Origin of the sequence: Actinomadura sp. 9N407, assembly GCF_044326315.1 — a bacterium.
In the GTDB taxonomy this organism is placed as follows: domain Bacteria; phylum Actinomycetota; class Actinomycetes; order Streptosporangiales; family Streptosporangiaceae; genus Spirillospora.
Genome location: NZ_JBIRAW010000030.1, coordinates 77125 through 91004, shown reverse-complemented (window position 1 = coordinate 91004; position 13880 = coordinate 77125). Strand labels below are relative to the sequence as shown.

The 13880-nt window shown below is 71.9% G+C and carries 12 protein-coding genes; 3 read left to right on the top strand and 9 right to left on the bottom strand.

Annotated features, from left to right (window positions below):
- Window positions 1-66 precede the first annotated feature (66 nt).
- The 7 genes from ACH34Q_RS35465 to ACH34Q_RS35435 all read right to left on the bottom strand — a co-directional run bounded on the left by ACH34Q_RS35465 (window position 67) and on the right by ACH34Q_RS35435 (window position 9190).
- Window positions 67-840: an ABC transporter ATP-binding protein gene (locus ACH34Q_RS35465; protein WP_395987527.1), complete on the bottom strand. Its 774-nt coding sequence runs from the start codon at window positions 838-840 to the stop codon at window positions 67-69.
- Window positions 837-2690 carry an ATP-binding cassette domain-containing protein gene (locus tag ACH34Q_RS35460; protein ID WP_395987526.1) on the bottom strand — a complete coding sequence of 618 codons (1854 nt, stop codon included), beginning with the start codon at window positions 2688-2690 and terminating at the stop codon, window positions 837-839. Before ACH34Q_RS35460 ends, ACH34Q_RS35465 begins: the two co-directional genes overlap by 4 nt.
- A complete protein-coding gene (locus ACH34Q_RS35455; protein WP_395987525.1) occupies window positions 2687-3556 on the bottom strand; it encodes a branched-chain amino acid ABC transporter permease in 870 nt (289 codons plus the stop codon). The genes ACH34Q_RS35460 and ACH34Q_RS35455 overlap by 4 nt, the downstream gene beginning before the upstream one ends.
- A gap of 75 nt (window positions 3557-3631) precedes the next feature.
- Window positions 3632-4789 carry an ABC transporter substrate-binding protein gene (locus ACH34Q_RS35450; protein ID WP_395987524.1) on the bottom strand — a complete coding sequence of 386 codons (1158 nt, stop codon included), beginning with the start codon at window positions 4787-4789 and terminating at the stop codon, window positions 3632-3634.
- A 128-nt stretch (window positions 4790-4917) separates the two neighbouring features.
- Complete coding sequence (locus tag ACH34Q_RS35445) at window positions 4918-6717, bottom strand: thiamine pyrophosphate-binding protein (RefSeq protein ID WP_395987523.1); 1800 nt, start codon at window positions 6715-6717, stop codon at window positions 4918-4920.
- Window positions 6714-7712 (bottom strand): zinc-binding dehydrogenase, encoded by a 999-nt coding sequence (locus ACH34Q_RS35440; protein WP_395987522.1) that lies wholly within the window; start codon window positions 7710-7712, stop codon window positions 6714-6716. The genes ACH34Q_RS35445 and ACH34Q_RS35440 overlap by 4 nt, the downstream gene beginning before the upstream one ends.
- Window positions 7709-9190, bottom strand: coding sequence for an aldehyde dehydrogenase family protein (locus ACH34Q_RS35435; protein WP_395987521.1), 1482 nt, complete (start codon window positions 9188-9190; stop codon window positions 7709-7711). The genes ACH34Q_RS35440 and ACH34Q_RS35435 overlap by 4 nt, the downstream gene beginning before the upstream one ends.
- 369 nt (window positions 9191-9559) lie before the next feature.
- Between ACH34Q_RS35435 and ACH34Q_RS35430 the strand changes: the two genes are divergently transcribed.
- From ACH34Q_RS35430 to ACH34Q_RS35420, 3 genes are all read left to right on the top strand, one after another.
- Window positions 9560-10351: an IclR family transcriptional regulator gene (locus ACH34Q_RS35430; protein ID WP_395987520.1), complete on the top strand. Its 792-nt coding sequence runs from the start codon at window positions 9560-9562 to the stop codon at window positions 10349-10351.
- 76 nt (window positions 10352-10427) lie between these two features.
- Window positions 10428-11621, top strand: a complete 1194-nt coding sequence (locus ACH34Q_RS35425; protein ID WP_395987519.1) for a CaiB/BaiF CoA transferase family protein — start codon at window positions 10428-10430, stop codon at window positions 11619-11621.
- A gap of 29 nt (window positions 11622-11650) precedes the next feature.
- A complete protein-coding gene (locus ACH34Q_RS35420) occupies window positions 11651-12439 on the top strand; it encodes a citryl-CoA lyase (protein ID WP_395987518.1) in 789 nt (262 codons plus the stop codon).
- 9 nt (window positions 12440-12448) lie between these two features.
- Here ACH34Q_RS35420 and ACH34Q_RS35415 read toward each other — a convergent pair whose 3' ends face one another.
- Window positions 12449-13366: a pyridoxamine 5'-phosphate oxidase family protein gene (locus ACH34Q_RS35415; protein WP_395987517.1), complete on the bottom strand. Its 918-nt coding sequence runs from the start codon at window positions 13364-13366 to the stop codon at window positions 12449-12451.
- A 38-nt stretch (window positions 13367-13404) separates the two neighbouring features.
- Entirely contained in the window at window positions 13405-13866 is a 462-nt protein-coding gene (locus tag ACH34Q_RS35410) for a VOC family protein (RefSeq protein ID WP_395987516.1), read from the bottom strand.
- Between the last annotated feature and the right edge of the window lie 14 nt (window positions 13867-13880).

Sequence of the window (13880 nt, the reverse complement as noted above, 5' to 3'; positions counted from 1 at the left end):
CCTTCCAGAGCGATGAAAAGGCGAACACGCCACGAGTCAACGCGAGGGGGGAGCGGTGGCCGGGGGTTAGAGGCCCAGGTAGATGCGTCTTACGCGGACGTCCTCGCGCAGCTCCCGGGACGTCCCGGTCATCGCGACCTCGCCGTTCTCCATGACGACGCAGTCGCTGGTGGCCTCGAACGTCAGCTTCGCGTTCTGCTCCACCAGCAGCAGGCTCAGCCCCTCCTCGCGCAGCCGCACCAGCACGGCCAGGATGTCCTCGACGAGCTTGGGCGACAGGCCCATGGACGGCTCGTCCAGCAGCAGCAGCCGGGGCTTGGCCATCAGCGCACGGCCGACGGCGAGCATCTGCTGCTGGCCGCCCGACAGGGCGCCGGCGAGGCGGCCGCGCATCTCCCGGAGCACCGGGAAGATCTCGTACACCTCGTCCAGCGTCTCCCGGGTCCCCGCGTCGCGCCACGAACGGGCGTAGGCGCCCAGCATCAGGTTCTTCTCGACCGGAAGCCCGGGGAACACGTGCCGGCCCTCGGGGACGTAGCCGATCCCGTGCCGGACCACGTCCCGCGCCTTCACCCTGGTCAGGTCCGTCTCACCGAACCGGACCGCGCCGCCGCTGCGGGGCACCAGGCCCATCAGCGCCTTGAGCGTGGAGGTCTTGCCCGCCCCGTTCGCGCCGATGATGCCGACCGACTGGCCCGGCTCCACAGTGAACGAGATGGACCTGACCGCGCACACCCCGCCGTAGTGGACCGACAGGTCCGCCACCGTCAGGGTCTCGGGGGCGGGACCGGGCACGGGCCCGGGCTTCCGCTCTTCCTTCGCCGTGGTGCCGCTGTTCATGGGCTCACCTCCGTTGTGGTCGGCAGGGGCATCTCGGCCATGGCGGAGTCACCGAGGTAGGCCTCGATCACCCGGTGGTCGCCGACGACCTCGTCCGGTGTTCCCTCGGCGATCACCACGCCGCCGGCCAGCACGGTCACCCGCTCGCACAGCGACATGACCAGGCCCATGTTGTGCTCGATCAGCACGACGGTGACGCCGCTGTCGCGGATGGACCGCACGATCGCGGCGAGCTGCCGTACCTCCTCGCCGTTGAGCCCGGCGGCCGGCTCGTCCAGCAGCAGCAGGCGCGGCGAGCCCGCCATCGCGCGGGCGATCTCGATCCGGCGCTGGATGCCGTACGGCAGCGAGCCCGGGGCCGCCTGCGCGAACTCGGTCAGCCCGAAGCGGGACAGCAGCGCGTCCGCCTGCTCGTTGAGCCGGTGCTCGCGCCGCCAGATGCCCACCGGCCACAGCACGTACTGCCAGATCGCGACCGTGCGCGAGCGGTCCAGGGCGACCAGCAGGTTGTCCTTGACGCTCATCTCGGCGAACAGCCGCAGGTTCTGGAAGGTGCGCGCCGCGCCGAGCATGGAGAGCCGGTACGGGCGGGACCCGGAGACGACCCGCCCGTCCATCGCCACCTGGCCGCCGGTCGCCCGGTAGAAGCCGCTGACGACGTTGAAGAGCGTGGTCTTGCCGGAGCCGTTGGGCCCGACGATGCCGCGGATCTCGCCGCGCGCGACGGTCACCGAGACCTCGTCGAGTGCCTTGAGCCCGCGGAAGTGCTTGCTGACCGCGCGTACCTCCAGCATCGGGGGGACGTCCCGTTCGGCCTCGGCGGCGCCGGCGGGCTCGGGCTCCACCGACTCGTACGGCTGGAACGGGCGCAACTCGGCGCGCTCGGCGGTCCTGCCCCGGCGGCGGTCCATCGCGACCCGCGCGCGTGCCGGGATTCCGGCCAGCCCCGTGGGGGCGAACACCACCATGATCACCACGACCGCGCCGAAGCCCAGCTGGGCGTAGGTGGGGTAGTCCACCAGCTGCTCGCGGACCAGCGTCAGCCCGATCGCGCCGACCACGCAGCCGACCAGACTCTGCCGGCCGCCGATCACCACCATCGCCAGCAGCAGGAACATGTTGGCGATGTTGAACGTCTCGGGCGCGATGTAGCGGATCAGGCCCACGTAGAGCACGCCGGCGATGCCGCCGAACACGCTGGACAGCATGAACGCGGTCATCCGCAGCAGCGGGATCTCCGCGCCGACGGCGCCCGCGGCCAGCGGGTCGTCGCGCATCGCCATCAGCCGCCGGCCCAGCCCGGTGCGGACCACGAACAGCCCGAAGGCCAGCGCGATCGCGAACACCACCACTTCCAGGTAGTAGTAGAGGTACTCGCTGGACAGGTCGATGCCGAACATCGGCGGGACCGGGATCGCGGAGATCCCCTCGGCGCCGCCGGCGATCTCGGCGTTGGTGGCCCAGTTGATGAACGCCAGCGCGAGCCCGAGCGTGACGATGCCCAGGTAGTGCGACTGCATGCGCAGCGCGGGGATGCCGACCAGCAGCCCGATCAGCGCGGAGGCGACCATGGCCAGCGCCGCCGCGGGCCAGAAGCCCAGGCCGCTGTGGGTGGTGAGGATCGCGGTCGCGTACGCGCTGACGCCGAAGAAGGCGACCTGCGCGAGGTTGATCTGCCCGGCGATGCCCATCGCCAGGCCCATCCCGATCGCCAGCAGCGCGAACACGAGCGCGACGTTGACGACGTGGATGGCGTAGCCGCCGAGCTGGTACGGCAGCAGGAACGCCGCGACGCCCAGCGCCACGAGGGCACCGAGCCGCGGGGTGCGGCGGTGTCGGAGGAGGTTCATGCGCGGCTCACCGTCATCTCGCCGAACAGTCCGGTCGGCCGGATCATGATGACCACCGTGAAGACCAGGAACACCACCAGCTCGGAGTAGCCCTGGAAGTGCCCGGCGGCGAAGGAGTCCAGGATCCCGATCGCCAGGCCGCCGACGATGGCCCCGGGGATGTGCCCGCAGCCGCCGAGCATCGCGGCCGCGAAGCCCTTGATCCCGATCACCCCGCCCATCGTCGGGTTCACGTACAGCAGCGGCCCGACCAGCCCGCCGGCCAGCGCCGCCAGCCCGGCCCCGATCGCGAACGCGATGGCGTTGCTGCGGCCGACGTGGATGCCGACGGCCGTGGCGGCCTCGTGGTCCATCGCGACGGCCTGCATGGCCGCGCCCCGCTTGGTGCGCTGCAGGAAGCCGACCAGCAGCACGACGGCGACCGCGGCGATGAGCAGCACGACCAGGTCATAGGTGCGCACCCGCAGGCCGAACAGCTCCAGCGGGGCGGCCGGGACCGGGTTGTCGACGGCGTGCCCGGTGGCGCCCCAGATCAGCACGGCCACCGCCTGCAGCACCATGCCGAAGCCGATCGTGCCGATCAGCATCAGGGTGAAGTCCTTGTTCTCCAGCGGGCGCAGCACCCGCTCGATGAACAGCCCGATGAGCCCGGTGAGCGCGATGGCCAGGGTCATGGCCACCGCGAAGGGCAGCTTGGTCGACATGTAGAACGTGGACGCCGCGTACGCGCCGATCATGAGCACGTCGCCGTGCGCGAAGTTGACCAGCCCCATGGTGCGGTAGACGAGGGAGAACCCCATCGCCACCAGGGCGTAGATCGCGCCGAGGCTCAGTCCACCTATCAGGGTCTGAAGAAAGACTTGCATGGTTCTCTTTCTGGCCGATGGCGGGGCGGCCGGACACGGGTGGTCCGGCCGCCGTCGTTCGTCCGGTCGTTCCGGTCAGCCCTCGGCCTTCACGAGCACCCCGTCCTTCATGATCCCGATGGTGGTCTCCTTGATCCCGACCCCGGTCTCGTCGAAGGCGAAGTCGCCCAGCAGTCCCGGGTGCTTCACCGCGCGGATCGCGTCGGCCAGCTTCTTGCCGGTCGCCACGTTGCTGTTCTTCATCGCGGTCAGCATGATCTGGGTGCCGTCGTAGGCCTTGGCCCCGTGCATCTCGGCCTCCTCGTTGAAGGCGGCCTTGTACGCGGCGGCGAACTTCTTGGCGTCCTCGCTGATGTCGTTGCTGAGGTACGGCGAGCTGACGATCGTCCCCTCGGCGTTCTTGGCGCCCGCGGTGTCGAGGAAGACGGGCGTGCCCTGCGGGGCCGCGCCGGCGAACGGGGCGGTGATGCCGAGGTCGCGGGCCTGCTTGACGATCAGCCCGGACTCGACCTCCTCGGCGCCGAGGAAGATCACCTCCGGCCGCTGCTGCCGGATCTTGGTCAGCTGCGCGCTGAAGTCCTTCTGGTCGATGGTGACGACCTCGTCGGCGACCGGCTTGATCGAGCGGGACTCCAGGGCCTTGACGAACGCGTCGTGCTCGCCCTTGCCGTACGCGCCGTTGTTGGTGATCAGCGCGATCTTCTTCATCTTCTTGGTGTCGGCGATGTACTTGGCGAGGGTCTCGTCGTAGGTCGTGCTGGTGGGACCGTTCAGGAACAGGTACGGGCTCTTGAGCGCCACCATGCCCGGCGACTGGCCCGAGGCGATGTTGGGGATCTCGAACTGGCGCAGGATGGGCGCCATCGCGATCGTCACGGCGCTCTCGGCCGTCCCGAGCATCGCGATGTACTTCTGGCTGGCGATCTTGCGTGCGATGTTGGTGCCGACGGTCGGGTCGCCCTGGTCGTCGAAGACGTCCAGCTGGATCTTGCGGCCGTTGATGCCGCCGGCCTTGTTCCACTCGTCGACGGCGAGCTTGGCGCCCTTGTGCTCCCACTTGCCGAGCGAGCTCAGCTGCCCGCTCTGGGCGTCGACGAGAGCGATCTTGATCGGGCCGGAGCCGCCGGAACCGGTGTCCTCCGACTGCCCGGGCGCGGCGCAGGCGGCGGTCAGGCTCGCCGCCAGCACGCCGGCGGCCAAGGCGGAGACACGGACCCTGGAAAGGTTGAACATGGAGGTCACCTCGGGGATGGGGGGTGGGGGTCGGGAGGGACGTCGGGTGGAGCGGGCGGGGAGCGGCCTCGGGTGAAGGACGTCGGCTGGGCACGGACGGCTGGACGGTGGTGGCTGGACGGTGGCGGCTAGCCGCTGGGCGGGAAGACGCCCTGGTAGATGTCGTTGATGTTCCAGTGGCCGGGCGTGGGCACCGGCTCGTTGACCATCGGCACGTCCAGTACGGCGGGCCGCCGCCGGGCGACGGCCGTCCGCAGCGCCGAGGCCAGCGAACCGGGGTCGGGGATCCGGTACCCGTCGGCTCCGCAGGACTCGGCGAGCGCCGCGAAGTCGGGGCTGTAGGGCCGCCCTTCCGGGTCGGCGAACTCGCAGCCGTAGCTGGCACCGAAGTTCGCCGCCTGCAGGTCGGCGATCGTTCCGTGGGCCCGGTTGTTCATCACCACGAAGATCACCGGCAGGCCCTGCTCGACGGCCATCGGGAGCGCCGGCAGCTGCGCGCTCATCCCGCCGTCGCCGACCAGCGCGACCACGACGCGGCCCGGCTGGGCGATCTGGACGCCGACCGCGGCGGCGGGCCCGAAGCCCATGGTCGAGGCGCCGCCGGGGGTGATGAACCGGCCCTCGGCGGGCAGCTCGTAGCACTGGGCGACACCGTTCTTGTTCCAGCCCACGTCGGTGACCAGCACCGCGTCGTCCGGAAGCGCGTCGCGCAGGTCGCGCAGGATCCGCTCGGGCCGGAGCGGGAAGTCGTCGCTGCGGCCCCGCTCGCGGCTGGCGGCGAAGAGCTCCGTCCGGGCGGTACGGATCCGTTCGCGCAGGCCGGGCCGGGAGACGGGCTCGGGCCGTACCTCGTGCACGGCCGCGGCGATCGCCTCGACCGCCAGCGTGACGTCGGCGGCCGCGCCGATCTCCACCGGGTAGTTGCGGCCGATCTCGGCGGGGTCGATGTCGATCTGGACCAGCCGGCCCTGGCCCGGTTCGCGGCCGAGGTTCCAGGTGAACCGCGGGTCCCACGAGCTGGCGTCGGTCTCGGCGAATCGAGTGGCGAGCGCGAGCACGACATCGGCGGTACGGGCGTAGTCGTTGGTGGTGCTCAGTCCCCAGAATCCCGGCATGCCCAGGAGCAGGGGGTGCTCGTCGGGGATCGCCCCCTTGCCCATCAGCGAGTGCACGATCGGGATGTCCAGATGCTCGGCGATCGACAGCAGCGGGGCACGTCCGGGCCCGCCGCGCAGCCCGCCGCCGAGGTAGATCAGCGGCTGCCGGGCCCCGTCCAGCAGCGCGGCGATCCGGCCGGCGACCGGGGCGGGCAGGCCGGGCCCGGACATGTGCTCGGACGGCGGATGGTCCTCGCGCGCCACCCGCCGGGAGAACAGGTCCATCGGCACGTTGATCAGCACCGCGCCGGGCCGCCCGCTCGTCGCCGTCCAGAACGCCCGTTCGGTGAACCGGCCCAGGTCCTCGGCTCGCTGCACCTGCCAGGCCCGCTTCACGAACGGCCGGTAGATCGCGGTCTGGTCGGCGTCGGCGTGCAGGTTCACCTCCTGGTGCGGATGCCGCCCGTAGTAATAGGAGGGGACGTCGCCCGCGATGGCGATCAGCGGCACCGAGTCGAGCGCGGCGGTGGCCACCCCGGTGACGGCGTTCATCATTCCGGGACCCACGTGCAGCAGCAGGACGCCCGGCCGGCCCGACGCGCGGGCGTAGCCGTCGGCGGCGTGCGCGGCCGCCTGCTCGTGGCGGGCGATGACGAAGGTGATCGGGCTGCGGCCCAGCGCATCCAGCAGCGCGATGTTGGTATGGCCGCAGGTACCGAAGACGTACTCGACGCCGTACAGCTCCAGCTGGCGGACCAGCCCCTCGGCGGCGGTGACCTGGGCGGCGTCGCCGCCGGCCATGCCGTCCTGGGGACGGGTGTCGACGGTCATGAGGTCATCTCCTCGTTGCGGGGCAGGCTGATCCAGGTCTTGCCGGCGATGTCGGCGGCCCGCTCGAACGCCTTGGGCGCGTCGGCGAGTTCGTAGCATTCGCGCAGGACCCGGCCCGGCCGCAGGTCGCTCGCTGCCAGCGTCGCGATGGTGCCGGCGAACCCGGCCGGGTGGTCGTAGATGAGGCAGCCGCGCACGGTCAGCCGCCGCTGCACCAGGGTGAACGTGGAGATCTCGGCGGGTACGGCGCTCTGGCCGACCGCGATCACGCAGCCGCCGGGGGCGACCCGTTCCAGTGCCCGCCCGAACGCCTCGGGAGCGCCGGAGGCCTCGATCACCACCGGGAACCGCTCGTCCGGGTCCGTTCCGGCCGCGTGCGCGCCCATCTCCACGGCGAGGGCGGCGCGGCCCTCGTGCGGCTCCGACACGTACGCCACACCGCCGGCGTGCCGTACGGCCAGGCACACCAGCAGGCCCTGCGCTCCGGCGCCGACGACCAGGCAGCCGTCGCCCGGCTCGAGGCCGCTCATGCGCACGGCGTGGAGCGCGACGGTCAGCGGCTCCACGCAGACCACGTCGGTGTCGTCCCAGTCCTCGGGGACCGGCCAGGTGCACCGGGCCGGAACGGCGACGCGCTCGGCCAGCAGGCCGGGCTCGGTGATCCCGGCGGCGCGGCGGTCGCGGCATCCCGCCGTACCGCCGGAACGGCACGGGCCGCAGGCCATGCACGGGTAGTTGGGTTCGATCACCACCCGCTGGCCGGGGCGGCGGCTCGAGACGTCCGCGCCGACCGTCACGACGACACCGAACGCCTCGTGCCCGAGCACCCAGGGCATCGCGGGCACGGCCCGGCGGCCCGACACCACGGCCAGGTCGGAACCGCACAAGCCGACGCCGTGGACGGCGACGATGACCTCGCCGGGGCCGCAGGACGGCTCGGGCAGGCCGTCCAGGACCGCGACGTTCTCCGGGGCGAGCAGCGCGACGGCCTTCATCCGCGGCCTCCCCACAGGGAGGTACCGCGCAGCATCAGCGTCTTGACGACGGTGTAGTCGTCGATCATGCAGCCCGGGGACTCCCGCCCGAAGCCGGAGTCCTTGACCCCGCCGAACGGAACGTGGTCGAGCCGGTGGTTGGACGAGCCGTTCACGATGAGCCCGCCGACCTCCAGATCGCGCCAGGCCGTGATGATCCGGTCCATGTCGCGGGTGAACAGGCCGGCCTGCAGCCCGTACCGGCTGCGGTTGCAGCGTTCGATCACCTCGGTGAAGTCGTCGAAGGGCAGCACCGCGACCAGGGCGCCGAACACCTCGTGGGCGACGACCGAGGCGTCGTCGGGCGGCTCGGCCACGACGGTCGGGGCGGCGGTGGCACCGTCCCGCGAGCCGCCGAGCACGACGCGGGCGCCGGCCTCGGCGGCCTCGGCGCTCCAGCGCACGACCCGTTCGGCGGCGTCCTCGTCCACCATCGAGCCGACATCGGTGGCCGGATCGAGCGGGTCGCCGACGTTCAGCGCCGCGACCTCGGCGGTGAACAGGTCGAGGAACTCCTCGAAGCGAGGACGGTGCACGTAGACCCGCTGCACCGAGATGCAGCTCTGCCCGGAGTTGGTGTAGCCGGTACGGGCGCAGACGCGGGCGGCTGCGGCGATGTCGGCGTCGTCGCAGACGATGGTGGCCGCGTTCCCGCCCAGTTCCAGGACCAGCCGTTTGGCGCCCGCCGCCCGCGCGACCGCCGCGCCGGTCGCCGCACTGCCGGTGAAACTGATGACGCTCACCTCGTCGGCCGCGCAGAGGGCGGCGCCGACACCGCCGTCCCCGTGCAGGAGCTGGACGGCCTCGAACGGCGTCCCGGCCTCGGTCAGCAGGGCGACGATCGCGGCGGAGGTGGCGGGGGCCTGCGGCGGTGCCTTGACGATCGTGGTGTTCCCGGCGGCGAACGAGGCGCCGAGCTTGTGCGCCAGCAGGTTGGCCGGCGCGTTGAACGGCGTGATGGCCAGCGCCACGCCCGCCGGTGCGCGGTAGGTGAACGCGGTGTTGCCGATCCCCCGGTCCCAGCCCGCCACCGGGAGCGTCTCGCCGCCGATCCGCCGGGCCTCGGCCGCGCACACCGCGAAGGTGTCGGCCACCCGGTCGATCTCGCCGAGCCCGTCCTTGACCGGCTTGCCCAGCTCCAGGGCGAGCAGCCGGGCCAGGTCCCCGCGCTTCTCGGCGGCGGCGGCCGAGGCCCGTTCCAGGATCCCGGCACGGGCGGCCGGGGCCAGCATCGCCACCGTCCGCGCGGAGGTACAGGCGTAGGCCAGGACCGCGGCGATGTCCTCGGGGCCGGCCGCCGGGGCCCGGCTCACCGGGTGGCGCAAATATGGTCCGATCCGTTCACTCTGCGGACCATCGGTGATCCACTGCCCGGCCACGAGCGCCGCCGCCTGCACCACTGTGGCCTTGGATTCAGCCGTGAGTATCGGCTCGAGCATCAACGTCCTCCTGGACCGCGTAGCGGTCTCAATAGCCCACTTTGCGGACTTTCGAGTCAACGTAAGGGCCCTCGCGGGCCCTGACAAGAGCCTTCGCGGCAAAAGTTCCGGGCGGGGTCTCCGCCATGAGCGGCCGCGACGGACGGCGGCGGCCGGGAACGATCACGGGCCGCCCTAATGTTCGAACCGGTGAGTTAGTTATAGGTGAGCCAGCTCACAAGGGGAAGTGGCGGCGGGGAAATTCGTGCGCGGATTTCGCAAATCGACCGACTGACGGTCCAACTAGACCGCTATGCGGACTGCGTGTAACGTACGACCGCGGAGTGGAACAGCCGATGACCGCTCGAGAGCCGGGGAGATCGAACGCCAGTGAGTCCAGCCAATGAGCCCGGAGCCGAATCGCCGGCCGATGCCCAGGGCGTGCGCAGCGTGCAGCGGGCCGTGGACATCATGTCGCTGCTGAGCGAGGAACGGCCCGTCGTCACGGTCCGCGAGATCGTCGCGGCGACCGGGCTGGCCAAGACGACCGTCATCCGGCTCGTCCAGACCCTGGAGCAGAACGGGCTGCTCTGGGCGACGCCCAACGGCTACCAGCCGGGTCCCGGGCTGTGGCGGTGGGCGCACCTGGCCCGCAGCAGCTGGGAACTGCCGCCGGAGACCCGCAAGGCCATGCGCGACCTGGGCGCGCGCAGGCGCGAGACGGTCAACCTCTACATGCTCCGCGACATCTACCGCGTCTGCGTGGCCCAGCAGGAGAGCCCGCAGCCGCTGCGCCACGTCGTGCACGTCGGCGACGAGCTGCCGCTGTGGGCCGGCGCCTCGTCCAAGGCCCTCCTGCGGGACGCGCCCGACAGCCTCCTGACGCGGATCGCGGTCAGCTCCCCCTACGGCGAGGGCCACGTCCGTCGCCTGCGCGAATGGATCACCGAGGCCGCCCACCGCGGCTGGGCGGTCAGCCACGGCGAGCGCGACGACGGGCTGTCCGCCGTCGCCGTCCCGATCCTGGGCCGTACCGGAAAGGTGGTGGCCGCGCTGTCGCTCAGCGGCCCGACCGTGCGCTTCACCGACGACCAGGTCGAGCTGTTCGCCGCCGATCTGCAGCAGGTGGCCAAGGAGATGTCCGAGCGCGGTTTCGACCACCCGTTCGGCCCCGCCCGCTGATCGCGGGCGGGCCGTCCACAGGCTGGTCGATCCCAGGCAGGCCGCGCACGCGACGCACGACAGAAGGAGCAAGCGCATGCACGAGCGACCGCTCGACGGCATCCGGGTCCTCGACCTCACCAACGTGCTCGCCGGTCCGTACTGCAGCTACCAGCTGATGCTGCTTGGCGCCGAGGTCATCAAGATCGAGGTCCCCGGCCAGGGCGATCTGGCGCGGCAGCTCGGCCCCGACCCCGAGCTGAACCGGACCGGCCTGGGCGCGTCGTTCCTGGCGCAGAACGCGGGCAAGAAGTCGGTCGAGATCGACCTCAAGGACCCGGCCGGCCGCAGCGGCTTCGAGGACATGGTGCGCGGCGCCGACGTGCTGCTGGAGAACTTCCGCGCCGGCGTGCTGGACCGTCTCGGCTTCGGCTGGCCCCGCCTCCAGGACCTCAATCCCGGGCTCGTCTACTGCGCCATCTCCGGCTTCGGCCAGACCGGCCCGATGAGCCAGGCACCCGCGTACGACCAGATCATCCAGGGGCTGTCGGGGATGATGAGCGTGACCGGCACCAAGGAGACCGCTCCGCTGCGCGTCGGCTTCCCGGTCTGCGACACCGTCGGCGGCCTGGCCGCCGCCCTGCACATCTGCGCCGCGCTGGCCGGCCGGGCGCGTACCGGCACCGGTACGTTCCTGGACGTGTCCATGCTGGAGGCCGCCGTCTCGGCCATGGGCTGGGCGACGTCCAACTACCTGGTCAGCGGGGTACCGCCCGAGCCGATGGGCACCCAGAACGCCACCGCCGCCCCGTCCGGGACGTTCGAGGCCTCCGACGGCCCGCTGAACATCGCGGCCAACCGGCAGCAGCAGTTCGAGACCCTCTGCGAGGCACTCGACCGCCCCGACCTTCCGGACGACCCGCGGTTCGCGGACCGGGAGGACCGCAAGCTCCATCGCGAGGAGCTCGACACCGAGCTCAACACCGCGCTGCGCCGCCGTACGGCCCGGGAATGGGAGGAGATCCTCGGCGCCGCCGGCGTGCCCGCGGCCCGCGTCGCCAGCGTGCCGCAGGCCGTCGAACTCGACCAGCTGAAGGACCGCGGGTTCTTCACCGACCTGCCCTTTCCGGACGGCTCGGGGCGGACGCTCCGGGTGGCCGGCAGCGGAGTGCTCCACAACGGCGAACCCCTGCGTCCCACCGCCCCTCCCCCGCTGCTGGGGCAGCAGAACGACGAGCGGGAGGCACTGACGGCCCGCTGGAACACGGCCGAGGACGCCGTCGCCCCATGAGCTCCCACGCCCAGCCTCAAGGAGGTCGCATGAGCGACATCGATCCGACCGGCGCCGTCGCCGGCTGGTGGGCCACCGCCGTCTCCCGGATGGAGCCGGGGGTCATCGAACTGCGCGGCCGTCCCGTCCAGGAACTGATCGGCGGCACCGGCCTCACCTCGATGATCTGGCTGATGCTCCGCGGCGACCTCCCGGCCGACCGCCAGGCGGACCTGCTCGAGGCGGCCCTGGTCGCCGCCGTCGACCACGGCCCGCACGCCCCCTCGATCGCCGTCGCCCGGATGGCCGCCACCTGCGGCGTCGGCCTCAACAGCGCCGTCGCCAGCGCCGTCAACACCCTCGGCGACTCCCACGGCGGCGCCGGCGAGCAGTGCGTCCGCCTCCTCGACGAGATCCTCGCGCAGGAGGCGACCGGCACGCCCCTGGCCGCCGCCGCCGAGCAGGTCATCGAACGAGGGCCGCGCTACGTCCCCGGCTTCGGGCATCGCTTCCATCCCCGCGACCCGCGCCGCGACCCGCTCCTTTCCCTGGTCGAGGACGCCGTACGCGACGGTGTCGTCTCCGGGGACCACCTCCGCGCCGGTCTCGCGGCCGAGGCGTACCTCGCCGTCAAGGGAACGAGACCGGTCCCGATGAACATCGACGGCGCCACCGCGATCATCTACGCCGAACTGGGCTTCCCCGCTCCCCTGGCCCGCGGCCTGTTCGTCCTCAGCCGCAGCATCGGCATCCTCGCCCACGCCTGGGAGGAGACCCAGCAGGGACGCCGCAACAAGGGGCCGATCCCCCCGTCCGTCCTCCCCGCCCGGCTCGGCTGACGCCTACGGTCACCGCGCGAGCGGGTTGAAGCGGGACGGAACCGGTTCGGTCCAGCGCAGCGGGCTCGCGCCTGGAGTCTCGACGACACCGGTGACGGTGAACTCGACCAGCCGTTCGGCACCGGGCACCAGCGCGGCGCGCTCGGGGTCCCAGTCGGTGCGCGCGGTGCCGGTGAGCTGCAGGACGGCCCCGGTCCGCCAGTCCGGGAACAGCAGCCCGGCCTTGGGCTGGACCTCAAGGTTGCCCAGCGTGTTGAACATGGCGTTGCCCACGTAGTCGGGCCAGCGCAGCACGGTCGGCGACAGCACCTCGACGAATCCCGGAGCGCCGCCGCGGTGGGAGGCGTCCGCGTTGCCGTCACGGTCGGCGGTCGCGATGAAGAACGTATCGGCGCCGGCGATCGAGCGCCGCTGCCCATCGGACAGGACGAGGGACCGGCGCGGTTCGCCGGGCTCGGCCGGGTCCCGGGCGGGCTCTCGTTTCTGGATGTACTTGGGGCAGTTGGAGTACACCTGGTCGAGCTCGACCCGCAGGCCGTGCGCGGTGGGAACGGCTCGGCCGTTCATCCGCATCCGGCGATGCCGGGCCGGCTCGATCGCCAGCATGCCCACCTGGGCGGGGCCGCCCAGGCGAGCGTGCAGCGGGTCGCCCGGTACGGGCCGGGCGCCGATGGTGACGGTGCGAGCGTCCTCGGCCTGCAGGAAGCCCGGCCGTCCGGTGAGCAGCGTCGCCCACATCCGCCCGCCCTGGTCGGCGGCGCCGAGGACCACCATCGGCTGCTGGGCGAGGAACCCTCGCGCCACCTCGGGAATCTCCGCGCGGATCGCTCGGGAGGAGAACCCGCCCTGATCGAACAGGCCCGCGCGCCGCTGGGCGGCCCGTTCACCCTCGTGGTAGACGTTTTCGTGCTGGACACCGACCGCCACAGCGGCCTCCTTTCATCGGTACGCGCCGGGCCGTACGGTCAGAAGAAACCGCAGGTCGGAGCGGCTCCGGTGGGAGCGGGCGCGGTGTCGGCACCGGAAGGCGCGTAGATCTCCAGGCGGATTCCGTCGGGGTCGGTGAAGAAGATCCCTCCCGAGGCGGCGCCCTCGCCGTGCGGGACGACGCCGTCGTGGGCGAAGCCGGCCCCCAGCTCGCGCAGCAGCCCCTCGGCGGCCTTCACCTCGTCGATCGTCTCGACCTGGAACGACAGGTGGTGCAGGCCCGCCGTCTGGGTGGAGAAGCCGGTGCCGCTCTGCTGCCACAGGGTGAGCACCAGGCGCCCGTCCCGTCCCAGGAACGCCCAGCGGCGGCCGTCCTCCTTGCCCTCGGCCTGCACCTCGAAGCCGAACACCCGCACGTAGAACGGCAGTGATCGGTCCAGATCGGTCACGTTCAGCCCTACGTGCCCCGTCTGCAGAGCATGGATGGCGACTGTTCCCATGACGCACCTCGTTC